This window comes from Acidovorax sp. FW305-C-20-28 (assembly GCF_058783375.1).
Genome location: NZ_JBYSYM010000010.1, coordinates 73661 through 95009, shown reverse-complemented (window position 1 = coordinate 95009; position 21349 = coordinate 73661). Strand labels below are relative to the sequence as shown.

Sequence of the window (21349 nt, the reverse complement as noted above, 5' to 3'; positions counted from 1 at the left end):
TCCATGGACGATGGCGCACAATGGCGTCCCGATTGTCCCCTTGGCCCCCTCCCCATGAAGCGCATCTGGCTGCTGTTTTCCCAGGCTGTGACCGTGTTCGTTGCCGCCTACTTTGTTGTTGCCACCCTGCAGCCCAGCTGGCTGGGGCGTGGCACCGTGCGCTCGGGTGCAGGCATCGCCTTGATCGAAGCCCCCGCCAACACCGCAGCAGCCAGCCAACAACCGGCCGCAGGCAGCTTCAGCGCTGCCGCGCGCAAGGCAGCGCCTGCCGTGGTGAGCATCAACACCAGCAAGGCCGTGCGGCACCCGCGCAGCAACGACCCATGGTTCCAGTTCTTCTTCGGCGACCAGGGCGGCCAGCAGCAGCAGGCCGGCCTGGGCAGCGGCGTGATCATCAGCCCCGATGGCTACATCCTCACCAACAACCACGTGGTGGAAGGCGCCGACGAGATCGAGGTCACGCTCACCGACAGCCGGCGTGCCCGGGCGCGCGTGATCGGCACCGACCCCGAGACCGACCTGGCCATCCTGCGCATCGAGCTCGACAAGCTGCCCGTGATCGTGCTGGGCAACTCGGACACCCTGGATGTGGGCGACCAGGTGCTGGCCATCGGCAACCCCTTCGGCGTGGGCCAGACGGTGACCAGCGGCATCGTCAGTGCCCTGGGCCGCACCCAGCTCGGCATCAACACCTTCGAGAACTTCATCCAGACCGACGCCGCCATCAACCCCGGCAACTCCGGCGGCGCCCTGGTGGACGTCAATGGCAACCTGCTGGGCATCAACACCGCCATCTACTCGCGCTCGGGCGGCAGCATGGGCATCGGTTTCGCGATCCCGGTGTCCACGGCGCGCCTGGTGCTCGACGGCATCGTCAAGGACGGCCAGGTCACGCGCGGCTGGATCGGCGTGGAGCCCAATGAACTCTCACCCGAACTCGCCGAAACCTTCGGCGTGAAGGCCTCCGAAGGCGTGATCATCACCGGCGTGCTGCAGGACGGCCCCGCCGCCCAGGCCGGCATGCGCCCGGGCGACGTGATCGTGAAGGTGGATGGCAAGAACGTGGGCAATGTCTCCGAGCTGCTCAGCGCCGTGGCGGCCCTCAAGCCCGGCACCGCAGCCCCCTTCAACGTGAAGCGGGCCGATGCCCTGGTGGAGCTGAACATCACCCCCGGTGTGCGCCCCCGCCCCCAGCGCAACGTTCGAAGGTAGGCAAGCAGGCTGGCAGCGCCTGGCTTGCGCTCACAGACCATGAAAAAAGCAACTGGCGCGGCGTGCGGCAGTTGCTTTTTTTTGCGCCGCCTTCCGAGGCGGCAGATCCATCGATTGCGAAGCTCAGGATGACGACGATGACGAAGCCGCTTCGTCGGTCTCTTCAGGCGCCTTGGTGTGCTTGATGAAGATCTGCGCCGCCCAGATACCGATCTCGTAGAGGATGCACATGGGCACAGCCAGCGCGAGCTGCGAGACCACGTCCGGGGGCGTCACGACCGCCGCCACGACGAAGGCCGCCACAACGAAGTAGCCGCGAAAGCTCTTGAGTTTTTCCACACTGACGATGCCCATGCGCGCCAGCACCACCACCGCGATCGGCACTTCGAACGCCAGGCCGAAGGCCAGGAACATCGAGAGCACGAAGCTCAGGTAGGCCTCGATGTCAGGCGCGGCCGTGATGCTCTTGGGCGCAAAGCTCTGGATGAAGGCAAACACCTGGCCGAACACGAAGTAGTAGCAAAACGCCACGCCCACGAAAAACAGCAGGGTGCTGGAGATCACCAGCGGCAGCACCAGCTTCTTCTCGTGCGAATACAGGCCCGGCGCCACGAAGGCCCAGACCTGCCACAGCACAAAGGGCAGCGCCAGCAGGAAGGCCGACATCAGCAGGATCTTGAGCGGCACCATGAAGGGCGAGATCACCGAGGTGGCGATCAGCGTGGCCCCCTTGGGCAGGTGCGCCACCAGCGGGGCGGCCAGAAAATCGTACAGCGCGCCAGGGCCGGGAAAGAAGAACAGGATCGCCGCCGCAATGGCGATGGCGACAATGGCCTTGAGCAGGCGGTCGCGCAGCTCCATCAGGTGCTGCACGAACGGCTGCTCGGTACCGGCCAGCTCGTCTTCTTTGGAGGGAGTTTCGGACATGTTGGATTTTCAGAGGGCGTGGGGCGCGCCCATGCCGCGCGCACGGGAAGTGCGGCGCGGCATCGTCAATGGAATTTCTGGGGCCGGTAGCGGGCAACGCGTGCTGCGCCGGACTGCGCCTTGGTACGCACGCCACTGCGCGACTTGTACCACTGGGGCGTGGCTCCGCGCTTGAGCCGCCAGTTCTTGCCCGGGTGCTTGTACGCCGGCACCACCACCGCCGGCTCGAACGGCTCGGGGGTGCTCATGTCCGTGGCAGCCGCCCAGTCCTTCTCGAACTCGCTGGCGCCGGTCTGGATGGACTGCTGCACATCGCGTGCCGCCCCCTCCACCGTGTCCTTCATCTTGCGCAGCTCATCGAGCTCCATGGACCGGTTGACCTCGGCCTTGACGTCGGACACGTAACGCTGCGCCTTGCCCAGCAGGGTGCCCACCGTGCGGGCCACGCGCGGCAGCTTCTCGGGGCCGATGACGATCAGCGCCACGGCGCCGATCAGCGCCATCTTGGACAGGCCAATATCGATCATGAAGCAGGCGTCCGCTCAGCGATCAGCTCTTTTGCTTGGCTTCGACGTCGATGGTGGTCTTGTCGGCCGCCTGGCTGTTGGCCACCTGGCCTGCCGGGGGGTTGACCGCACCGCTGTCCGCAGTGGAGCCGTCCTTCATGCCGTCCTTGAAGCCCTTGACGGCGCCCCCGAGGTCGGAACCCATGTTCTTGAGCTTCTTGGTGCCGAAGACCATGACGACGATCAGCAGCACGATCAGCCAGTGCCAGATGGAAAAAGAGCCCATGGAATATCTCCTAACGTATTGCAATCATTTTAGACCCCGGCCGTGACCGGAGTTCACACACCCTGCTTCGGTGCAGGGGTCTATCGGCGTGGAGCGTCAGTTCGCGTCAGCCTTTGAGCCACGGGCGGGGGCCGCCCATCACATGGATGTGCAGGTGGTGGATCTCCTGCCCGCCTTCAAGCCCCGTGTTTACCACGATGCGAAAACCGCCTTCCGGATAGGGATTGCAGCCTTGCTCCAGGGCCAGCTTGGGTGCCAGCGCCATCATGCGCCCCAGCACACCGGCATGCGCCTCGGTCACCTGCGCCATGGAAGGGACATGCTCCTTCGGAACCATGAGGAAATGCACAGGAGCCCAGGGGTGGATATCGTGGAAGGCAAAGACCTCCTCGTCCTCATAGACCTTCTTCGAAGGAATCTGGCCTGCGATGATTTTGCAGAAAAGGCAGTTCGGGTCGTGCATGGTGAAAAAAGAGGCGGTGGGGTTGCCTTGCGGCACATTCATTCACGCATTGTCGGTGATCTTGATGCTCGGGCGCACACCCACGTCCTTGCGGTGCGCCTTCATCCAGTTCTTGCCGGCCTTGCGCCCCAGCTCGAACAGCTGGCGCACGAAGGAGGTGTCGGCGCGCACCTTGCTGTCGGCTCCGAAGGGCGCGAGCACCGCGCCCCCGTCGATGCGGTGCATGAGCACGTTCTTGTAGCGCCGCGCATCGAGCCTGCCCTCGGCCAGCAGCCGGCGCACGAACTCGATGGCACGCAGCTCGGCCAGCAGGCTGGCATTGAAGGTCACCTCGTTCATGCGCTCCATGATCTCGTGCGCGTTGTCCGGCACGGAAAGATGCTCGATGGGGTTGATCTGCACCAGCAGGATGTCCGAGGTCTCGGTCTGGTAGATCAGCGGGTGCAGCGCCGGGTTGCCCGAGTAGCCGCCGTCCCAGTAGTGCTCGCCATCGATCTCCACGGCCTTGAACACCATGGGCAGGCAGGCCGAGGCCATCACGGCGTCGGCACTCAGGCGCGGGCCCGAGAAGATCTCGCCGCGCCCCGTGCGCACATTGGTGGCGCACACGAACACCTGGGGCACCACGCTCTCGATGCTGGCACGCGCCGAGCACAGCAGGCCGAAATCGACTTCGCGCTCGAGCAACTGGCGCAGCGGGTTGAAGCCCAGCGGATTGGTCTGGTAGGGCGAGAACCACTGGGCCATCATGCCCATCAGCGGGTTGGCCGCCGACAGGGGCGTGCCCCAGGTCAGGCTGCCCAGCGATCCAACGCCCTCCCACAGCCGCGCAAGGGACTCACGCGCCAGGGCGCAGCCAGCGGCACGGGCCTCCACAGGGTCCTTGTGGGCCTGCGCCGCCTGGGCAAAACCATGCGCCAGGGCCACGGCATTCATGGCCCCTGCGCTGGTGCCGCTGATGCCATCGAGCTGCCACTGCCCGTCTTCGAGCAAGGCATCGAGCACGCCCCAGGTCAGCGCGCCGTGCGAGCCCCCGCCCTGCAGCGCCAGGTTCAGGCGCCGCGGTGCGTGGGATTCAGGCATCCACCGCCTGGTTCTTGCTCATGGCCAGCATGCCGCGCACGATGCGGTACAGGAACCACAGCGAGATGAGGCCCCAGGCGATCCAGCCGGGAATGATGAAGAACAGCCACAGGACCGCGGTCACGGCATACAGCACCCCGGCCCAGATCACCGAGCGGATGCGCCAGGAGAAATGGTTTTCCTGCCAGGTACCCATGGCATCGCCGCGCTTGACCAGGTCGATCACCAGGGCAATGATCAGCAGCAAGGCACTGGCCTGCGTGCCTGGCAGCACGGCGCCCAGGGCCACGATCAGGTGCAGCACATAGCTGACCCAGCCGATGTTCTTGAGGCCCTCGGCCTTCTGGTCATTGGTTCGCACGTCGATGATGTCGCTCATGGAGATCCTTCCTCGTGGGCTGCACGCGCAACGGCCTTGCGCAGGGCTTTCTCCTCGATGCCGCTGGTGCCCTCCCGGCGCTCGAGCTCGGTGACCACGTCGGCGGGCGACAGGCCATAGTGGGCCAGCGCGATCATGGAGTGGAACCACAGGTCGGCCACCTCGTAGACCAGCTTGCTGGCGTCGGCGCCATGGTCCACGTCCTTGGCGGCCATGACCACCTCGGTGGCCTCCTCGCCGATCTTCTTGAGAAAGGCATCGGGCCCCTTGTGCAGCAGGCGCGAGACATAGCTCTTCTCGGGGTCGCCCCCGTTGGCGGGCTTGCGGCTCTCGATGACGGCGGCCAGGCGAGCGAGGGAATCGTTGGAGCTCATGGTCTTATTTGTAGATGGATTCGGGGTCTTTCAAGACCGGATCGACGGGAGTCCACGCCCCGTCCTTGAGCACGCTGAAGAAGCAGCTGTGGCGGCCCGTGTGGCAGGCGATGCCGGGCGCATGGCCCAGCTGGGTCACCTTGAGCAGCACCACGTCGTTGTCGCAGTCCAGGCGGATCTCGTGCACCGTCTGCACATGGCCCGATTCCTCGCCCTTGAACCACAGCTTGCCGCGCGAGCGGCTGAAGTACACGGCCCGGCCGAGTTCGGCGGTCTTTTCCAGCGCCTCGCGGTTCATCCAGGCAAACATCAGCACGTCGCCCGTGCCCTGCTCCTGCGCGATCACGGGCACCAGGCCCTGCGCATCCCATTTCACTTCGTTGAGCCAGTTCATGGCCCGGATTGTCGGCGATTTGAATGACCGACCCCAGGCAGGGCATTGGCGGCCCCGAAATGGCCAAAGGCCCGAGCGCCACCTGCAGGGTGCAGGCGGTGCTCGGGCCGGGCAGCGCGGTAGCGCTCAGCGCAGTGTCAGGACGTTGGAATAGCGCCCCGCACGCAGCATCTCGTAGAGCGCGGCCAGGGAATTGACCCCCAGGCCATAGCCCAGGTAGATGTTGCTGCCCGCCAGGGTGCTCAGGTCCATGCCACGGATGTCGAGCACCGGGGCCGACACCGGCAGCGCCCCGGTGTACAGGGCCGCCATGGCGGGAACGAAGCTGGACGTCGCGCCATCGAGCATGAGCAGGCGCCCATCGGGCAGCAGCAGGGCCAGGAAGATGGCGCCGGGCTGGCCCGCGTGGGAGGCCGGCAGGGTGATGCCGGCCTTGGCCGTGAGGTTGTTCAGCGGGCCGCTCTGGGCCGTGCTGAAGGCCGGCTCGGTGCCCGGTGCCGGCGTGCCGGTGCCCGGATTCGTGCCGCCCGGGTTGCCGACGTTGCCCGGGTTGCCGCTGTTGTCCACCCCTGCATTGAGCGCGATGCGCGTGGGCGTGCTCACGACCCCGTTGGCGGTGGTCACGCCATTGCCCAGCACGCCACCATCGGTACGACCCCAGGTGTAGACCGCGCCATCGGGCATGAGCGCCGCCGCGGCGAAGGCGCCCGTGAAGACGTAGGACACCGGGCCCGGCAGGCCCTGCACCCGCACCGGGCCCGCCTTGGCATTGGCCGGCACCGAATCCCATTTGGTGGACACCGTGGTGCCATCGCCCAAAAGACCTCGATCCCCCTGGCCGCAGGCGAACACGGCGCCGGCGCCGTCCACGAACAGCGCAGCACCACCGCCCGCGGCGATCTGGCGCAGGTTGGACAGGTTCTTGATGGTGTAGGGCTGGGCCGCCGTCAGCGCGCTCTCCTGGCCGCAGGTCAGCATGCCGCTGTTGGTATCTCCCCAGGCCAGCGCCTGGCCGTTCTTGATGCCGTAGTACAGGCCAGCCGCGTTGCCCGTGGCAGTGGCGTCGATGAACGACAGCCCGTTGGGCTTGAGGGCCGTCACCCCCAGCGGGTCGGTGGAGGAAGTGACGGCCTGCAGCGGGTTGTCACGGGCGCTGTTGCTGCCCCAGCCGATCAGGCTGCCGTCCTGGCGGCGGCCGATCATCTGCGTGCCGGTCACGGCCAGTTGCACGATGCCGGTGGCACCCGCCACGGGCAGCGGCTGCCCCCGGTGCTGGGGTGCCCCCGGGCCCAGCCCCAGGTTGCCATAGCCATTGTCGTATCCCCAGGCCCAGATCTGGCCATTGCCGTCGGTGGCATAGAGCGAGTAGCCGTTGGTCGCGGCCAGCACCGAGACCATGCCGGAAAGACCCGGCACCTGCACAGGCTCGTAGCGGAACTGCCCGCCCGAGGTGTTGGAGCCGATCAGGCCGTCGGAGACATTGCCCCAGACCCAGACCGTGCCATCGGACTTCACGGCGGCCGACAGCGCGCCGCCGGCGGTCACGGCCACCACATCGTTGCCCAGTGCCGCGATCTTCGCGGGCGCCGGGTTGTTGCGGTCGGCCTGGCCCCGGCCCAACTGTCCGGAGTCGCCGCGCCCCCAGGACGTGACGCTACCGTCGGCGTTGAGCAGCAGCATGTGGTAGTCGCCGATGACGATGTGCGGAATGGCCGCGGCGGCCGGGTGCGAGAGACCGACCAGAGCGCCCGCCAGCACGATGGTTCGAAGAAAAAGGCCAGACATGGAACAACTCCTGCGGTGGATGGGATGCCCTGGATTCTTCCGGCCGGGACGGCAAGCGTCTGTCCCTCGAACGCGGGACAAAACGGTTCAAGTGCAAGCAGCTGTGACAGCGGGCGCCGCGTATCATGAAATGCACCGCCGCGCTTTTCCGAGGCCCGCCCATCCATGTCCGCTTTGCTCTCTGTGCTTGTGATCGAGGACGACCCGCCCTTCCGGCAGCGCCTGTGCGACAGCATTGCCGCCGCGCCCGACCTGCGCCTGGTGGGCGCCGCCGGTGATGCGGCCTCGGGCCTGGCCTTGTTGGCGCGGCACCAGCCCCAGGTGCTGCTGCTGGACCTGGGGCTGCCCGACCTCAACGGCATCGAGGTGATTGCGCGCAGCGCCGATGTCGCACCCCATTGCGAGGTGGTGGTGGTCACCGTGTTCGGCGACGAGGCCCATGTCATGCAGGCGCTGGCGGCCGGCGCCACGGGCTATGTGCTCAAGGACACGCCGGCCCTGGACCTGGCCGAAATGGTGCGCGCCGTGCATGCCGGCGGCAGCCCCATCAGCCCCGTGATCGCGCGGCGCCTGCTGACCCGGCTCGCCCCTGCGGGCCTGTCGCGCCAGCGCCCGCAGGCCAGTGCGCTCGATCCATCGGCCAGCGAAGCCGACGCGGGCCTGCTCAGCGAGCGCGAATGCGAGATGCTCGGCATGGCCGCCAAGGGCTACAGCTACCGCGAGATCGCGCAGATGATGGGCGTAACCCAGCAAACCGTGCTCACCTATGTCAAGCGCAGCTACCGCAAATTGCAGGTGCATTCCCGCGCGGAGGCGGTCTACGAGGCCCGCAAGCGCGGGCTGATGGGCGACTGAAGGCCGCGGCCCCGTGATGCCCGTGGCCCGCCCTTCACGCCCAAGAGCGGCATGCCGGCAGGGCCTGCGCTGGATCGTGGCCGCCAGCCTGGCCCTGGGGTCTGTGCCGGCCCAGGCCGCCGGCACCGAGGCCGGCGACACCATGGCGGTGACACGCGTGGAGCGCTGGGCGCCGGCACCAGGCGCCGAGCCCTCCATCGGCCCGCCTGCAGACGCTGCACCAGGGGACTGGCTGCCGGTGGAACTGCCGCAGGCGGTACAGCGCGACCCGACCACGCGCGCCGCCGTCAACCTGCCTTGGCCCACGGTCTGGTACCGCACCGCATGCCCTGCGCCCGTCGCACAGGAAACCCTGGCCCTGTACCTGCCGCGCGTCAACGGCGGCCCCCTGCAGGTCTGGCTGCGAACCGCACAGGGCACGCGGCAGTTGCTGGACAACAGCCCGGCCTGGCCTTCGCAGTGGAACCAGCCCATCCTGCTGCGCCTGCCCGGTGCCGCCTCCCAATCCCCGGGCCCTTGCCGCCTGTTCCTCGCGCTGCCACCGCGCGCCGATGGCAGCTATGCCCTGAGCCGCCTGTGGATGGGGCCGGAGCCCGAGGTCCAGGCCCTGTGGTCGGCGCGCCAGCGCTGGGTCGTCACCGTGCCCCTGGCAGCCAGCACCACGCTGGTCATGCTGGGTTTGTTCTCGCTGGCCTTCTGGTGGCGCCGCCGCCAGGACACGGCCTACCTGTACTTCGGTCTCGCCTCGCTGGCCTGGTGGTTTCGCAACCTGCACTACGGTATCGAGCTGCCCCAGAACCTCGATGCCCTGCGCTGGTTCTGGTGGGCCACCGATGCCTCGATGACCTGGGTCATGCTGCTGGTCTACCTGTTCTCGCTGCGCTTCGCGACGCGCAGCTTTCCCTCGGTGGAGCGCCTGCTGCTGGGCTTTGCGCTGCTGGTCTCGGCCGTCTCCATGCCGTTCCTGCCCTGGGCGCTGGACACGCCACTGCTGCTGCATGCCGCCAACACGCTGGTGGCGATGGGCGTGACCCTGCTGATCACCTGGTCGGCCTGGCGCGGCAGCCGCGAGTTGCGGGTGCTGGCCGTGGCGCTGTGCATCTGCCTGGTGCTCGGCGTGCACGACCTGGCGTTGCTGCAGCTGCGCATTTCCCCCGAAAGCCTGTACCTCATGCCCTACGCCATGGTGCTGGTGCTGGGCGCTTTTCTGTATGCCGTGAACCGGCGCTACATCGGTGCGCTGGAGCATGCGGAGGGCGCAGCCCAGGTGCTGCAGGACAAGCTGGCGGAGCAGCAGCGCGCGCTGCAGAGCAACTTCGCCCTGCTGGCCGAAGTGGAGGGCGAGCGCGTGCGCCTGGCCGAGCGCCAGCGGCTCACGCGCGACATGCACGATGGCCTGGGTGCCATGCTGGTGTCGTCCCTGGGCCAGATCGAGCAGGGCCGCCTGTCGCAGAGCGAGATGGCCCAGGTGCTGCGCGAGTGCCTGGAAGACCTGCGCCTGACCATCGATTCAATGGAACCCATCGACCAGGACCTGACCACCCTGCTGGCCACCTTGCGCCAGCGCGTGGGCCACCGCCTCGCCCAGGGCGGCATCACCCTGCACTGGCACATGGACGATCTGCCGCCCCTGCCCTGGCTGGACGCCCCGGCCGCACTGCATGTGCTGCGCATCGTGCAGGAGGCGCTGGCCAACGTGGTCAAGCACTCCGGGGCGGCCCATGTCACGCTGTCGGCCACGCGGGATGCGGGACCGGGGGTGTGCGTGCAGATCGAGGACGATGGGCACGGGCTGCAGGCCCGGCCCGAAGGTCACCAGGGCCGCGGACTGGGCCACATCGAGGAGCGCGCGCGCCAGCTCGGCGGCCGTGCGCGCATCTTTCTGGGTGACCGGGGCGGCACCGTGGTGCAGCTGTGGCTGCCGCTGCAAGGCCCGCCCCCGGCAGCAGAGGGCTTCAGGCCTTCGCGCTGGCCGACCGCGTAGGCGTGGTGGCCCACCGCAGCCCGCTCAAGGCATCAAGGCTGGGCGACCGTCAGGAACACCCATTTGCGGTCCCAGTTCTTGCGCCCCAGGTACTTGATGGCCATGGCGTAGCGGCCCGGGGGCAGGAAGTCCTGCGTCAGCGTTTCCTGCTGTGTGACCACGGGCTGGCCGTTGACCCGCACATCCTGGCGCGCCACCATCTCGGGCTCGCTGTCCAGGTCCTGGCCATCGAGCGCGTAGACCGTGACATCGGGCTCTTCCTTTTCTTCGCCCACATGGGGCAGGCCCATGGCGTTGGGGCGCGTGAGCACATCGAGCGCCACCTTGCCATCCACGGGCTCGCGCACGATCCAGTAGACATCGCGCACGTTGTCGTTCAATTCCTTGAGCAGGGTCTTGAGCTTGTCGAACTCGGCCTTGTCGGCAATGACCTGCACGGCCTTGCCGCCGATGGTCGCGTCAAAGCAGCGGCCGATGCGGTCCACGCAGGGCAGGCGGTCGAAATAGCCGCGGGCATAGGAGGGGGCCGGCACCTGCTGCGCAGCGGCTGGCGCTGCAGCAAAGCCGGCGCCCAGCGCCATGGCGGCCGCCAAGGCCAGCGCGCAAGGCTGCCTCACAGGCGCACAGGGATGCCACGCCCTGCCATGTGCTGCTTGGACTGGCCCACGGTGTACTCGCCGTAGTGGAAGATGCTGGCGGCCAGCACCGCGTCGGCGCCACCGAGCTGGATGCCATCGGCCAGGTGGTCGAGGTTGCCCACGCCGCCTGAGGCGATCACGGGCACGCTGACCGCATCGCTCACGGCGCGCGTGAGCGCCAGGTCGAAGCCGGCCTTGGTGCCATCGCGGTCCATGCTGGTCAGCAGGATCTCGCCCGCACCGCGGCGCGCCATCTCGGTGGCCCAGGCCACAGCGTCCAGGCCGGTGTTCTTGCGACCGCCATGGCTGTACACGTCCCAACCGGGGCCCACCGGCTTGCCGTCGGCGCCGGCGCGCTGCGCGTCCTCGTCGGAGCGGCGCTTGGCGTCGATGGCCACCACGATGCACTGCGCGCCATACCTGTCCGATGCGGCATTGATCACGTCGGGGTCGGCGATCGCGGCCGAGTTGAAGCTGGTCTTGTCGGCACCTGCATTGAGCAGGCGGCGCACGTCGGCCACGGTGCGCACGCCACCGCCCACGGTGAGCGGAATGAACACCTGGCTGGCCACGGCTTCGATGATGGGCAGGATCAGGTCACGCCCATCGCTGGTGGCGGTGATATCGAGGAAGGTGAGTTCGTCCGCGCCCTGCGCGTTGTAGCGCGCGGCGATCTCGACCGGGTCGCCCGCGTCGCGCAGCTCGACGAAGTTGACGCCCTTGACCACGCGGCCTCCGGTCACGTCCAGGCAGGGGATGATGCGTTTGGCAAGCATGTGGTCAACGGCCCCGCAGGGGCTTATCCATTCAGTTCGTCGGCGCGCGCCTGGGCGGCGGTGAAATCGAGGTCGCCGCTGTAGATGGCGCGGCCGCAGATGACGCCCTCGACGCCCTCGCCCTCGACCGCGCACAGCTGCTCGATGTCGGCCATGTTGGACAGGCCGCCCGAGGCGATCACAGGAATGCTCAGCGACTGCGCGAGCTTGACGGTGGCGTCGATGTTGATGCCCGAGAGCATGCCGTCGCGGCCGATGTCGGTGTAGATGATGGACTCGACGCCCCAGTCCTCGAACTTCTTGGCCAGGTCGACCACCTCGTGGCCGGTGAGCTTGCTCCAGCCGTCGGTCGCAACCTTGCCGTCCTTGGCGTCCAGGCCGACGATGATGTGGCCGCCGAAGGCGCTGCAGGCGTCCTTGAGGAAACCAGGGTTCTTCACGGCCGCGGTGCCGATGATCACGTAGCGCAGGCCGCCATCGATGTATTTCTCGATGGTGTCCAGGTCACGGATGCCGCCACCGAGCTGCACCGGGATGTCCTCGCCCACTTCCTTGAGGATGGACTTGATGGCGCTGAAGTTCTTGGGCACGCCGGCAAAGGCGCCATTCAGGTCCACCAGGTGCAGGCGGCGCGCGCCGGCCTCCAGCCACTTGCGCGCCATGGCGGCAGGGTCTTCACCGAAGGTGGTGGATTGGTCCATATCGCCTTGCTTGAGGCGTACGCAGTGGCCGTCCTTGAGGTCGATGGCGGGGATGAGCAGCATGGTGGGTTCGGGTGGAAAAGGGCGAGGCAGGGCTCGGCCCGAACAGGGTGGTTGGAGGTTTCAGGGATTCCAGTGGAGGAAATTGCGGTACAGCGCCAGGCCGTGCTCCGCACTTTTCTCGGGGTGGAACTGCGTGGCAAAAATATTATCGCGTGCAATCGCCGCGGCGAATACACCGCCGTAGTCGGTCTCGCCCGCGCAATGGGCCGCGTTCTGCGGGCGCGCGTAGAAACTGTGCACAAAGTAAAAGTAGCTGCCATCGGGCACGCCGGCCCAGACGGGATGAACGGCACCCGCGTGCGCCACCTGGCGCACCTGGTTCCAGCCCATCTGCGGCACCTTGAAGCGGCTGCCATCGGGCTGGGTGCGACCGGCCAGGTCGAACTTGCGCACCTCGCCGGGAATCAGCGACAGGCCGGGGGTATCGCCCTCGGCGCTGTGGTCCAGCAGCATCTGCATGCCCACGCAGACGCCGAACATCGGCTTTTGCGCCGCGGCCTCCAGCACGGACTCCTGCAGGCCCGAATCGCGCAGCTCACGCATGCAGTCGGGCATGGCGCCCTGCCCCGGCAGCACGATGCGTTGGGCGGCGCGCACGTCTTCGGGGCGCGAGGTGACGACCACGGTCCAGCCGGAGCCTTGCGCGGCGGCCTGCACGGCCTGCGACACCGAGCGCAGGTTGCCCATGCCGTAATCAACCACGGCGACGGTTTTTGCTTCCATATTCATAGCTGTCAACGCAGGGGACAAAAGCGATGCTGGCCTTTTTTCCTGGCGGGAGAGAGGATCAGAGACTGCCCTTGGTGGACGGAATCGTTCCGGCCGCTCGCGGGTCGCGCGTGAGCGCTGCGCGCAGCGCGCGGGCAAAGGCCTTGAACACCGTCTCGCACTGGTGGTGCGCGTTGATGCCCTTGAGGTTGTCGATGTGCAGGGTCACGCCCGCATGGTTCACGAAGCCCTGGAAGAACTCGTAGGTCAGCTGGGTGTCGAAACCGCCGATGCTGCCGGCCGTGAACGGGATGTGCAGGTGCAGGCCCGGGCGGCCCGAGAAGTCGACCACGACGCGGCTCAGGGCCTCGTCCAGCGGCACGTAGGCGTGGCCGTAGCGGGTGATGCCCTTCTTGTCGCCCACGGCGCGCGCGAAGGCCTGGCCCAGGGTGATGCCCACGTCTTCCACCGTGTGGTGGCCATCGATGTGCAGGTCGCCATCGCAGTCGATCTCCAGGTCGATCAGGCCATGGCGCGCGATCTGGTCGAGCATGTGGTCGAAGAAGCCGATGCCGGTGTGCAGCTTGGCCTGGCCGGTGCCGTCGAGATTGAGGCGCACGGTGATGTGCGTCTCGGCGGTGTTGCGGCTCACCTCGGCGGTGCGATCGGCCGAGGGGTCGGCCGGTGCGGAGGGTACGAGAGCAGAAGAAGTCATAGGGAGGCTTGGAGTGCGGCAAGCATCTGCGCGTTGTCGTCGGCATTGCCCACGGTGAGGCGCAGGCAGTTCGCCAGCAATGGGTGCATTGTAGAAACGTTCTTGACCAGGACCTTGCGCTTTTTCATGCCCTCGTAGACTGTGGCGGAATCCGCCACACGCACGAGCACCATGTTGGCCTCGCTGTCCCAGCACTTTTCGATGCCTGGCATGGCTTTGAGCGCCTGCACCAGGACCGTGCGCTGGGCGCGCAACTCGGCGGCCTGGTCGGCGAACACGTCGGCATGCTCCAGCGCGAACAGCGCGGCCTCGCAGTTGAGCACGCTCACGTTGTAGGGCGGGCGCACCTTGTCGATCTCGGCCACCACGGCGGCCGGGCCGATGAGGTAGCCCAGGCGCACGCCGGCCAGGCCGAATTTGCTGAGCGTGCGCATGAGCAGCACGTGGGCATTGCGCTCAGGCTCGGCGCGCATGCGGTCGATGAAGGTGCGGCTGGCAAAGGGCTGGTAGGCCTCGTCCATCACCACGAAGCCGCCCACCGCGCCCACCGCGTCGACGATGCGCTGCACGGCACCCTCGTCCCACAGCGTGGCCGTGGGGTTGTTGGGGTAGGCGATGTAGGTGATGGCCGGGCGGTGCTGGGCAATGGCAGCCAGCATGGCGGGCTCATCGAGCTCGAAATCGGGCGTGAGCGGCACGCTGACGAAGTCCAGGCCCTGCAGTTGCGCGGAGAGCGGGTACATCACGAAGCCGGGCATGGGCGCGAGCATGGTGGCGCGCGCGCCGGGCTGGGCGCAAGCCAGGGCCAAGAGGGTGATGAGCTCGTCCGAGCCGTTGCCCAGCACGATGCCGTGCCCCTCGGGCAGGCCGGCGTACTTGGCCAGGGCGGCCTTGAGGTCGTTCAGGCGCTCGCCGGGGTAGCGGTTGAGTGCGAGTGCACCCAGGCGCTGGCCCAGGGCCGCCTGCAGGTGGGCCGGCAGGCGGAAGGGGTTTTCCATGGCATCCATCTTGAGCATGCCCGTGGAGGGCTGCACACCGTAGGCGTGCATGGCGCGCACGTCGGCACGGATGCGGTTGAGGGCGGCGGAAAGGCTTGCAGTCGTGGTCATTCGGCGGTGTCCAGTTCGTTGGGGGCTACAAGGAAAGGATTGATGCAGCGCACGGCGTCCAGCACCTGGTCGTGCGGCAATGCCTCGGTCAGCAGGTAGCGGCAGCCCTGCTGGTGGGCGGAGGAGACGATGAGCGCGTCCCAGTAGCCCAGGCGGTAGCGGTCCTGCAGGTCCCAGGCGCCATCGACCGTGTAGGCATCGAGGTGCGGCGGCAGCCACACGCGCAGGCGGCGCACCTGGGCGCGCACCAGCTGCACGGTGCGCGGGCCATCGAAGCGTTGAATGGCCTGGTTGTACAGCTCGTTGAGCACCTGGGAGCTGATGCGCCCGCTGCGTGTCTGCCAGCAGAACGTGAGCCATTCGCGCGCCCGGGCCTGGCGCGCAGAGTCGCGCTCGTCGACGCTGGCCAGCAGCAGCTCGGTGTCGACGAAGAGGGGGGTGGTGCCGCTGCTCATCGCCGGAACAAAGTCTCGCGCGGCACATAGGGGCCGCTGGACGCACCCCAGCTCTCAAAGCCCAAGGCTTCGCGCATGGCCTGGGCGTAAGCGTCTTCCTGGCGCATCTTCTCGGCCAACCATTCGCCCAGCAGGCGCGAGACGCTGCTGCCGCGCTTGGCCGCTTCCACGCGCACCCATTCGGCGACGCTGTCGTCCATGGTGATGGTGACGTTCTTCATACGGCAAATAATACACGAACTTCGTGCTTCACGAAGTTCGTGTGATTTTCAGGCCGCTTTGCGCCCTGCTCCCTCCAGCACCCGGCAGGCCATGTCGCCCACCGTGCGCAAGGCCTCCAGGTGGGCCGGGGTCCAGTCACTGCCCACGCCGATGCGCAGGCAGTTGCGAAAGCGCCCGCTGGCGCTGAACACCGTGCCCGGGGCGACGAGGATGTTCTTTGCCAGGCAGGCTTCGTGCAACTGCACCGAATCGAGTGCGCGCGGCAGCTCCACCCACAGCAGCATGCCGCCCGGCGGATCGCTGACCCGCGTGCCCGGCGGGAAATGCGCGCCAATGATGGCCCGCACCTCGTCGAGCCGGGCCGCGGCCGCCGCACGCAGCTGGCGCATGGCGGCAGCATGGCCGCTCTGGTTGATGAGGTCGGCCAGCGCCAGCTCCAGAACGGCCGACTGGCCGCCGGCCTGCATGTCCTTGATGCTGCGCAGTTGCTCGGTCCAGCGCCCGGCCTCGACCCAGCCCAGGCGCAGGCCGGGCGCCAGGGTCTTGGAGAAGGAATCGCAGAGCATCACATGGCCCGTGGTGTCGTAGGACTTGACGGTGCGGCGCATCTCGTCGGATTCGGCCAGGTCGTTGTAGATCGCATCCTCGATGACGGCCATGCCATGGCGCGAGGCCATCTGCGCCAAGCGCCGGCGCTCGGGCTGGGGCATGCAGCTGCCCAGGGGGTTGCTCAGCGTGGGCACGACCATCAGCGCCTTGACGGGCTGGGTGTCCAGGGCCAGCTGCAGGGCATCGAGCGAGATGCCGTGGCGCGGGTGCGTGGGGATCTCCAGCGCCTTGAGGTGCAGGCCCTGCAGCACTTCGAGAAAAGAGAAGTGTGTGGGTGATTCGAGCGCCACCACATCGCCCGGCTGGGTGGCGGCGCGCAGGCACAGGGCGATGCTGTCCATACAGCCGCCGGTGACCAGGATGTTCTCAGGGTCCAGACTGCAGCCCAGGGCCACGGCGTAACGCGCCAGGGCACGCCGCGCCTCCGGGTGGCCTGCAGAGGTGGGATAGGTGCACAGCAGCTGGCGGTTGCGTTGCACGGCGCGCACCACGGCGCGGCGCACGCGGTCGGGGTTGAGCATGTCGGGCCCGGGCGTGCCGCTGCTGAAGGACACCATGTCCACCGGCTGGGCGCGGCCCATGATGCGCTGGCCCAGCCAGTCCACCGAGACTTCGCGCGGGCGGCGCAGCGGGCGCGGGATGGTGGGCTCGGGCAGGTTCAGAGGGCGCGCCGCGACAAAGAAGCCCGAGCGCGGGCGCGCCGTGATCAGGCGCGCGTCCTCCAGCCAGTGGTAGGCCTGCACCACGGTGCTCTGCGCCACACCGCGCTGGCGTGCCAACTCGCGCACCGAAGGCATCTTCTCGCCGCGCGCGAGCGTGCCGTTGCGCACCAGTTCGGCCAGCTGGGCCGCGATCTGCAGGTACAGGGGCGTGGTCTCTTGGGCGTCCATGGTGCCATTCTGTACTGCCCCACCGCAGAGCAGGCAATACAGATGAGCGCCATTCCGTACAACACAGACCCCTGCGGCCGCACATCTGTACTGCTTCAGCTGGGCACGGGCTGTGGCTGGCGAGCCAGCCGGGGCCGGCGCACAGTACAAGGCATGAACACCCTGCCTACCCCCTGCCCCCGCCCACCGACCACCGTCCAGCTGCCACGACCCGAAGCCCTGGCCTTGCGGTGGAACCGCCAACCCTTGCCACCGCCCCAGGCCGTGCAGACGCTCGAATTCCGCGCGGGCGAGACCGCCCTGCTGGAAGTGGAGCAAGGCCGTGTCTGGGTGACCTGCGACGGCCTGCTGGAAGACTACTTCCTGCAGGCCGGCCAGCGCCTGTCGTTCACCGGCCCGGTGCGGCTGCGCGTGAGCGCCGAAGGCCAGCGCCCTGCCTTGCTGAACTGGGCATTGCACCGCGCACAGCCCGGTGCCAGCCGCCCGGCGGCCGTTCCGGCCACCGGCGGCATGCAGTTGCGCGCCGCCTGACGCCGGCGGGGGCTCAGCCCCGTGCAGGCGGCACGGGCGTGAGCCGCAGCTCGGCCGCCCGCGCGTGGGCCTGCAGGCCTTCGCCGTAGGCCAGCTCCGCCGCCACCGTGCCGAGCACCTGGGCGCCGGCCGCGCTCACTTCGATGAGGCTACTGCGCTTCTGAAAGTCGTACACCCCGAGCGGCGAGCTGAAGCGTGCCGTGCCGCTGGTGGGCAGCACGTGGTTGGGGCCGGCACAGTAGTCGCCCAGGCTTTCGCTGGTGTAGGCCCCGAGGAAGATGGCGCCCGCGTGGCGCAGCAGCGGCTCCCAGCGGTGGGGATCGGTGCTGCTGACCTCCAGGTGCTCGGGGGCGATGCGGTTGCTGATGGCGCAGGCCTCTTCCATGCTGCGGGTGTGGATCAGCGCGCCACGGCCGTTCAGGCTCTTGGCGATGATCTCGGCGCGCGGCATGGCGGGAAGCAGGCGGTCGATGGCCTGCTGCACGGCGTCGAGGTAGGCAGCATCGGGGCACAGCAGGATGCTCTGGGCCAGCTCGTCGTGCTCGGCCTGCGAGAACAGGTCCATGGCCACCCAGTCGGCCGGGGTGCTGCCATCGGCCAGCACCAGAATTTCGCTGGGGCCGGCGATCATGTCGATGCCCACGGTGCCGAACACGCGCTTCTTGGCGCTGGCCACATAGGCATTGCCCGGGCCGGTGATCTTGTCGACCTTGGGCACGGTGGCCGTACCGTAGGCCAGGGCCGCAACCGCCTGCGCACCGCCGATGGTGAAGGCGCGCGTGACACCGGCCACATAGGCCGCGGCCAGCACCAGTTCGTTGCGCTCGCCCTTGGTGGACGCCAGTTGCGCGCCCGACCCGCCGGTCGCCACGCTGCCGCGCACGGGCGTGGGCACGACCATGATGATCTCCTGCACGCCGGCCACGTGGGCGGGGATGGCGTTCATGAGCAGGCTCGACGGGTAGGCGGCCTTGCCGCCAGGCACGTAGATGCCCACGCGGTCCAGCGGCGTGACCTTCTGGCCCAGCAGGGTGCCGTCCTCGTCGCGGTAGCTCCAGCTCTCGCCCGAGGCCTTCTTCTGCGCTTCGTGGTAGCTGCGCACGCGCCGGGCGGCGGCCTGCAGTGCGTCGCGCTGCGCGGCGGGAATGGCATCGAAGGCGGCCTTGAAATCGGCCTGGGTGAGCTCCAGCGCGGCCATGTCGGGTGCGGCCAGGCCATCGAAGCGGGCCGTGTAGTCGAGCACCGCGGCGTCACCGCGGGCCTGCACGTCGGCCAGGATGTCGGCCACGCGCTGCTCGATGGCCGCGTCCGTGTCGGCGGACCAATGCAGGCGATCGTGGAAGGCGGCTTCGAAATCGGCGCTGTCGGTACGGAGGCGGACGGGCTGGGCTTGCATGGCGTTTTCTTGTCGCAGTGGGAAAGGAATCAGGTCAGGCGCGGGCCGCGGTGGCCGAAGCAAACGCATCGATGATGCTGCGCAGCGGCGCCTGCTTGAGCTTGAGCGCGGCCTGGTTGACCACGAGGTAGGAACTGATGTCCATGATGCGCTCGACCTCGACCAGATTGTTGGCACGCAGGGTGTTGCCGGTGGAGACCAGGTCGACGATGGCGTCGGACAGGCCGATCAGTGGCGCCAGCTCCATGCTGCCGTAGAGCTTGACCATGTCCACGTGCACGCCCTTGGTGGCGAAGAAGTCGCGCGCGATGGAGGTGTACTTGGTGGCCACCTTCAGGCGCGAGCCCTGCTTGACGGCGCGCTCGTAGTCGAAATCGTTGCGCACGGCCACGCTCACGCGGCACTTGGCGATCTGCAAGTCCAGCGGCTGGTACAGGCCCTGGCCGCCATGCTCGATCAGGGTGTCCTTGCCGGTCACGCCGATGTCGGCGCCGCCGTATTCCACATAGGTGGGCACATCGGTGGCGCGCACCAGCACCACGCGCACGTCGGGGCGGTTGGTGGGCAGGATGAGCTTGCGCGACTTCTCGGGGTCTTCGAGCACCTCGATGCCGGCAGCGGCCAGCAGCGGCAATGTTTCGTCGAAGATGCGGCCCTTGGACAGGGCGAGGGTGATCATGGTCATGGGGTTCTCTCTTAGGACACGCGCTCGATGTCGGCGCCGATGCCGCGCAGCTTGGCTTCCATGCAGTCGTAGCCGCGGTCCAGGTGGTAGATGCGGTCCACCACGGTCTCGCCGTCGGCCACCAGGCCGGCGATCACGAGGCTGGCCGAGGCGCGCAGGTCGGTGGCCATGACGGTCGCGCCCGACAGGGGCGGGTCCACGGCCTCAGCGTTGCCCAGGCCTTCGATCACGGCGACCTTGCCGTCGGTCTGGATGCGGGCGCCCAGGCGCACCAGTTCATCCACGTGCATGAAGCGGTTCTCGAAGATGGTCTCGGTCACCGTGGAAGTGCCCTGCGCCACGCAGTTGAGCGCCATGAACTGGGCCTGCATGTCGGTGGGAAAGCCCGGGTATTCGGTGGTGCGGAAACCTTGGGCGCGCAGTTGGCCGGCTCCGGGGCTCTGGATGCGGATGCCGCCGTCCTCTGCTTGCACCTGCGCGCCCGCCTCGCGCAGCTTCTCGATCACCGCGTCCAGGTGGTCGGCGCGGCCATGGCGCAGCAGCACGTCGCCGCCGGTGGCGGCCACGGCGCACAGGAAGGTGCCGGCCTCGATGCGGTCGGCCACCACGCGGTGCGTGCAGCCGGACAGGCGTTCCACGCCCTGGATGCGGATGCGGCTGGTGCCGTGGCCTTCGATCTTCGCGCCCATGGCGATCAGCATCTCGGCCAGGTCGACGATCTCGGGCTCCTGAGCGGCGTTCTCCAGCACGGTCTCGCCCTCGGCCAGCGCGGCGGCCATGAGGAAGTTCTCGGTACCGGTGACGGTGACCATGTCGGTGGTGATGCGCGCGCCCTTCAGGCGCGTGGCGCCCGCAGGGAGCTTGGCGATCATGTAGCCGTGCTCGACGACGATCTCGGCGCTCATGGTCGCCAGGCCCTTGATGTGCTGGTCCACCGGGCGCGAGCCGATGGCGCAGCCCCCGGGCAGGGACACGGTGGCCTCGCCGAAACGCGCCAGCAGCGGCCCCAGGGCCAGCACCGAGGCGCGCATGGTCTTGACCAGCTCGTACGGGGCCTCGGGGGTGTTCAACCCGCTGGCGTCGATGCGCACGGTGCCGTCGGCACTGCGCTCGGCCGCCACACCCATGTTGCGGATCAGGGTGAGCATGGTGCTCACATCCTGCAGCTGGGGCACGTTGAGCAGGGTGACCGGCTCGGCCGTGAGCAACGCGGCGCACAGTTCGGGCAGGGCGGCGTTCTTGGCGCCGGAGACCAGCACCTCGCCCTGCAGGGTGCGGCCGCCACGGATGAGGAGTTTGTCCATCACGAAACCTGGAGGAAAAGGGGGTTGGGGATGCTGCGTCCGCTCAGCGCGGCTGCGCCGCCCATTCGGCGGGCGTGAAGGTCTTCATGGACAGGGCGTGCACCTCGTCCGTCTGCATGCGCGTGCCCAGCGTGGCGTACACGCGCTGGTGGCGCTGGATCAGGCGCTTGCCTTCGAATTCGGCCGAAACGATGGTCGCATACCAGTGGCGGCCATCGCCCTGCAGGTCGATATGCTCGCAGGCCAGGCCGGCGGCGATGAGGTCTTGGAGTTGGTCGGCGGTCATGGTGGGTGGAACG

The 21349-nt window shown here is 68.1% G+C and carries 26 protein-coding genes; 4 read left to right on the top strand and 22 right to left on the bottom strand.

What is annotated here, in order from left to right:
• Positions 1-54 precede the first annotated feature (54 nt).
• Positions 55-1212 (top strand): S1C family serine protease, encoded by a 1158-nt coding sequence (locus tag AC3WOH_RS13650; RefSeq protein WP_492229856.1) that lies wholly within the window; start codon positions 55-57, stop codon positions 1210-1212.
• A 123-nt stretch (positions 1213-1335) separates the two neighbouring features.
• Here AC3WOH_RS13650 and tatC read toward each other — a convergent pair whose 3' ends face one another.
• The 9 genes from tatC to AC3WOH_RS13605 form a co-directional block, all read right to left on the bottom strand.
• Positions 1336-2139, bottom strand: a complete 804-nt coding sequence (gene tatC, locus AC3WOH_RS13645) for a twin-arginine translocase subunit TatC (protein ID WP_492229855.1) — start codon at positions 2137-2139, stop codon at positions 1336-1338.
• A 65-nt stretch (positions 2140-2204) separates the two neighbouring features.
• Positions 2205-2666, bottom strand: a complete 462-nt coding sequence (gene tatB, locus AC3WOH_RS13640) for a Sec-independent protein translocase protein TatB (protein WP_184859785.1) — start codon at positions 2664-2666, stop codon at positions 2205-2207.
• A gap of 22 nt (positions 2667-2688) precedes the next feature.
• Positions 2689-2931: a Sec-independent protein translocase subunit TatA gene (tatA, locus tag AC3WOH_RS13635; RefSeq protein ID WP_184859783.1), complete on the bottom strand. Its 243-nt coding sequence runs from the start codon at positions 2929-2931 to the stop codon at positions 2689-2691.
• 106 nt (positions 2932-3037) lie between these two features.
• On the bottom strand, positions 3038-3394 hold the full coding sequence (locus AC3WOH_RS13630) for a histidine triad nucleotide-binding protein (protein ID WP_492229941.1): 357 nt from the start codon (positions 3392-3394) through the stop codon (positions 3038-3040).
• A gap of 42 nt (positions 3395-3436) precedes the next feature.
• Positions 3437-4477 carry a patatin-like phospholipase family protein gene (locus AC3WOH_RS13625; protein ID WP_492229854.1) on the bottom strand — a complete coding sequence of 347 codons (1041 nt, stop codon included), beginning with the start codon at positions 4475-4477 and terminating at the stop codon, positions 3437-3439.
• Complete coding sequence (locus AC3WOH_RS13620) at positions 4470-4856, bottom strand: DUF4870 family protein (RefSeq protein ID WP_492229853.1); 387 nt, start codon at positions 4854-4856, stop codon at positions 4470-4472. Before AC3WOH_RS13620 ends, AC3WOH_RS13625 begins: the two co-directional genes overlap by 8 nt.
• A complete protein-coding gene (locus AC3WOH_RS13615; RefSeq protein ID WP_492229852.1) occupies positions 4853-5230 on the bottom strand; it encodes a phosphoribosyl-ATP diphosphatase in 378 nt (125 codons plus the stop codon). Before AC3WOH_RS13615 ends, AC3WOH_RS13620 begins: the two co-directional genes overlap by 4 nt.
• A 4-nt stretch (positions 5231-5234) precedes the next feature.
• Complete coding sequence (gene hisI / locus AC3WOH_RS13610) at positions 5235-5633, bottom strand: phosphoribosyl-AMP cyclohydrolase (protein ID WP_184860008.1); 399 nt, start codon at positions 5631-5633, stop codon at positions 5235-5237.
• A 117-nt stretch (positions 5634-5750) separates the two neighbouring features.
• Complete coding sequence (locus tag AC3WOH_RS13605; RefSeq protein ID WP_492229851.1) at positions 5751-7409, bottom strand: RCC1 domain-containing protein; 1659 nt, start codon at positions 7407-7409, stop codon at positions 5751-5753.
• Positions 7410-7574: 165 nt separating this feature from the next.
• On the opposite strand from AC3WOH_RS13605, the gene AC3WOH_RS13600 reads away from it, so the two are divergent.
• Together AC3WOH_RS13600 and AC3WOH_RS13595 are read left to right on the top strand one after the other, a co-directional pair.
• Entirely contained in the window at positions 7575-8264 is a 690-nt protein-coding gene (locus AC3WOH_RS13600; RefSeq protein WP_184859773.1) for a response regulator, read from the top strand.
• 16 nt (positions 8265-8280) lie between these two features.
• On the top strand, positions 8281-10248 hold the full coding sequence (locus AC3WOH_RS13595; protein ID WP_492229940.1) for a sensor histidine kinase: 1968 nt from the start codon (positions 8281-8283) through the stop codon (positions 10246-10248).
• 32 nt (positions 10249-10280) lie between these two features.
• Here the strand turns inward: AC3WOH_RS13595 and AC3WOH_RS13590 are convergent, their stop codons facing one another.
• Genes AC3WOH_RS13590 through AC3WOH_RS13550 form a run of 9 tightly spaced genes read right to left on the bottom strand, consistent with a single transcriptional unit; the run spans position 10281 to position 17134 of the window.
• Positions 10281-10865 (bottom strand): hypothetical protein, encoded by a 585-nt coding sequence (locus AC3WOH_RS13590; RefSeq protein ID WP_492229850.1) that lies wholly within the window; start codon positions 10863-10865, stop codon positions 10281-10283.
• Complete coding sequence (gene hisF / locus AC3WOH_RS13585; protein WP_492229849.1) at positions 10862-11662, bottom strand: imidazole glycerol phosphate synthase subunit HisF; 801 nt, start codon at positions 11660-11662, stop codon at positions 10862-10864. The genes AC3WOH_RS13590 and hisF overlap by 4 nt, the downstream gene beginning before the upstream one ends.
• A gap of 23 nt (positions 11663-11685) precedes the next feature.
• Entirely contained in the window at positions 11686-12426 is a 741-nt protein-coding gene (gene hisA / locus AC3WOH_RS13580) for a 1-(5-phosphoribosyl)-5-[(5-phosphoribosylamino)methylideneamino]imidazole-4-carboxamide isomerase (protein ID WP_492229848.1), read from the bottom strand.
• A gap of 60 nt (positions 12427-12486) precedes the next feature.
• The gene (hisH, locus tag AC3WOH_RS13575; RefSeq protein ID WP_492229847.1) at positions 12487-13155 is read right to left on the bottom strand and encodes an imidazole glycerol phosphate synthase subunit HisH; all 669 of its coding nucleotides are present in this window, start codon (positions 13153-13155) and stop codon (positions 12487-12489) included.
• A 58-nt stretch (positions 13156-13213) separates the two neighbouring features.
• On the bottom strand, positions 13214-13849 hold the full coding sequence (hisB, locus tag AC3WOH_RS13570) for an imidazoleglycerol-phosphate dehydratase HisB (RefSeq protein ID WP_184859763.1): 636 nt from the start codon (positions 13847-13849) through the stop codon (positions 13214-13216).
• Positions 13846-14958: a histidinol-phosphate transaminase gene (gene hisC, locus AC3WOH_RS13565; protein WP_492229846.1), complete on the bottom strand. Its 1113-nt coding sequence runs from the start codon at positions 14956-14958 to the stop codon at positions 13846-13848. Before hisC ends, hisB begins: the two co-directional genes overlap by 4 nt.
• On the bottom strand, positions 14955-15413 hold the full coding sequence (locus tag AC3WOH_RS13560) for a PIN domain-containing protein (protein ID WP_492229845.1): 459 nt from the start codon (positions 15411-15413) through the stop codon (positions 14955-14957). Before AC3WOH_RS13560 ends, hisC begins: the two co-directional genes overlap by 4 nt.
• Complete coding sequence (locus AC3WOH_RS13555) at positions 15410-15634, bottom strand: CopG family transcriptional regulator (RefSeq protein ID WP_492229844.1); 225 nt, start codon at positions 15632-15634, stop codon at positions 15410-15412. The genes AC3WOH_RS13560 and AC3WOH_RS13555 overlap by 4 nt, the downstream gene beginning before the upstream one ends.
• 48 nt (positions 15635-15682) lie before the next feature.
• Positions 15683-17134, bottom strand: coding sequence for an aminotransferase-like domain-containing protein (locus AC3WOH_RS13550; RefSeq protein WP_492229843.1), 1452 nt, complete (start codon positions 17132-17134; stop codon positions 15683-15685).
• A gap of 153 nt (positions 17135-17287) precedes the next feature.
• Here AC3WOH_RS13550 and AC3WOH_RS13545 point away from each other — a divergent pair, with 153 nt between their 5' ends.
• Positions 17288-17665 (top strand): DUF2917 domain-containing protein, encoded by a 378-nt coding sequence (locus AC3WOH_RS13545; protein ID WP_184859753.1) that lies wholly within the window; start codon positions 17288-17290, stop codon positions 17663-17665.
• Between the two features lie 13 nt (positions 17666-17678).
• On the opposite strand, the gene hisD is transcribed toward AC3WOH_RS13545, so the two are convergent.
• Genes hisD through AC3WOH_RS13525 form a run of 4 tightly spaced genes read right to left on the bottom strand, consistent with a single transcriptional unit; the run spans position 17679 to position 21336 of the window.
• Positions 17679-19061: a histidinol dehydrogenase gene (gene hisD / locus AC3WOH_RS13540; RefSeq protein ID WP_492229842.1), complete on the bottom strand. Its 1383-nt coding sequence runs from the start codon at positions 19059-19061 to the stop codon at positions 17679-17681.
• Positions 19062-19095: 34 nt separating this feature from the next.
• The gene (gene hisG, locus AC3WOH_RS13535; protein WP_492229939.1) at positions 19096-19740 is read right to left on the bottom strand and encodes an ATP phosphoribosyltransferase; all 645 of its coding nucleotides are present in this window, start codon (positions 19738-19740) and stop codon (positions 19096-19098) included.
• A gap of 17 nt (positions 19741-19757) precedes the next feature.
• The gene (gene murA / locus AC3WOH_RS13530; protein WP_492229841.1) at positions 19758-21050 is read right to left on the bottom strand and encodes a UDP-N-acetylglucosamine 1-carboxyvinyltransferase; all 1293 of its coding nucleotides are present in this window, start codon (positions 21048-21050) and stop codon (positions 19758-19760) included.
• Positions 21051-21093: 43 nt separating this feature from the next.
• Positions 21094-21336, bottom strand: coding sequence for a BolA family protein (locus tag AC3WOH_RS13525; RefSeq protein ID WP_057265178.1), 243 nt, complete (start codon positions 21334-21336; stop codon positions 21094-21096).
• Between the last annotated feature and the right edge of the window lie 13 nt (positions 21337-21349).

What these genes read in the sequence shown, in the direction of transcription:
- AC3WOH_RS13545 (WP_184859753.1), top strand. Translation starts at nt 17,288, where the DNA reads ATGAACACCCTGCCTACCCCCTGCCCCCGCCCACCGACCACCGTCCAG.
- hisC (WP_492229846.1), bottom strand. Translation starts at nt 14,958, where the DNA reads ATGACCACGACTGCAAGCCTTTCCGCCGCCCTCAACCGCATCCGTGCC.
- AC3WOH_RS13630 (WP_492229941.1), bottom strand. Translation starts at nt 3,394, where the DNA reads ATGCACGACCCGAACTGCCTTTTCTGCAAAATCATCGCAGGCCAGATT.
- hisH (WP_492229847.1), bottom strand. Translation starts at nt 13,155, where the DNA reads ATGAATATGGAAGCAAAAACCGTCGCCGTGGTTGATTACGGCATGGGC.
- tatB (WP_184859785.1), bottom strand. Translation starts at nt 2,666, where the DNA reads ATGATCGATATTGGCCTGTCCAAGATGGCGCTGATCGGCGCCGTGGCG.
- AC3WOH_RS13620 (WP_492229853.1), bottom strand. Translation starts at nt 4,856, where the DNA reads ATGAGCGACATCATCGACGTGCGAACCAATGACCAGAAGGCCGAGGGC.
- hisD (WP_492229842.1), bottom strand. Translation starts at nt 19,061, where the DNA reads ATGCAAGCCCAGCCCGTCCGCCTCCGTACCGACAGCGCCGATTTCGAA.
- hisF (WP_492229849.1), bottom strand. Translation starts at nt 11,662, where the DNA reads ATGCTTGCCAAACGCATCATCCCCTGCCTGGACGTGACCGGAGGCCGC.
- hisG (WP_492229939.1), bottom strand. Translation starts at nt 19,740, where the DNA reads ATGATCACCCTCGCCCTGTCCAAGGGCCGCATCTTCGACGAAACATTG.
- AC3WOH_RS13595 (WP_492229940.1), top strand. Translation starts at nt 8,281, where the DNA reads ATGCCCGTGGCCCGCCCTTCACGCCCAAGAGCGGCATGCCGGCAGGGC.
- AC3WOH_RS13555 (WP_492229844.1), bottom strand. Translation starts at nt 15,634, where the DNA reads ATGAAGAACGTCACCATCACCATGGACGACAGCGTCGCCGAATGGGTG.
- tatC (WP_492229855.1), bottom strand. Translation starts at nt 2,139, where the DNA reads ATGTCCGAAACTCCCTCCAAAGAAGACGAGCTGGCCGGTACCGAGCAG.
- tatA (WP_184859783.1), bottom strand. Translation starts at nt 2,931, where the DNA reads ATGGGCTCTTTTTCCATCTGGCACTGGCTGATCGTGCTGCTGATCGTC.
- murA (WP_492229841.1), bottom strand. Translation starts at nt 21,050, where the DNA reads ATGGACAAACTCCTCATCCGTGGCGGCCGCACCCTGCAGGGCGAGGTG.
- AC3WOH_RS13600 (WP_184859773.1), top strand. Translation starts at nt 7,575, where the DNA reads ATGTCCGCTTTGCTCTCTGTGCTTGTGATCGAGGACGACCCGCCCTTC.
- AC3WOH_RS13525 (WP_057265178.1), bottom strand. Translation starts at nt 21,336, where the DNA reads ATGACCGCCGACCAACTCCAAGACCTCATCGCCGCCGGCCTGGCCTGC.
- AC3WOH_RS13650 (WP_492229856.1), top strand. Translation starts at nt 55, where the DNA reads ATGAAGCGCATCTGGCTGCTGTTTTCCCAGGCTGTGACCGTGTTCGTT.
- AC3WOH_RS13560 (WP_492229845.1), bottom strand. Translation starts at nt 15,413, where the DNA reads ATGAGCAGCGGCACCACCCCCCTCTTCGTCGACACCGAGCTGCTGCTG.
- AC3WOH_RS13615 (WP_492229852.1), bottom strand. Translation starts at nt 5,230, where the DNA reads ATGAGCTCCAACGATTCCCTCGCTCGCCTGGCCGCCGTCATCGAGAGC.
- AC3WOH_RS13625 (WP_492229854.1), bottom strand. Translation starts at nt 4,477, where the DNA reads ATGCCTGAATCCCACGCACCGCGGCGCCTGAACCTGGCGCTGCAGGGC.
- hisA (WP_492229848.1), bottom strand. Translation starts at nt 12,426, where the DNA reads ATGCTGCTCATCCCCGCCATCGACCTCAAGGACGGCCACTGCGTACGC.
- hisB (WP_184859763.1), bottom strand. Translation starts at nt 13,849, where the DNA reads ATGACTTCTTCTGCTCTCGTACCCTCCGCACCGGCCGACCCCTCGGCC.
- AC3WOH_RS13605 (WP_492229851.1), bottom strand. Translation starts at nt 7,409, where the DNA reads ATGTCTGGCCTTTTTCTTCGAACCATCGTGCTGGCGGGCGCTCTGGTC.
- AC3WOH_RS13550 (WP_492229843.1), bottom strand. Translation starts at nt 17,134, where the DNA reads ATGGACGCCCAAGAGACCACGCCCCTGTACCTGCAGATCGCGGCCCAG.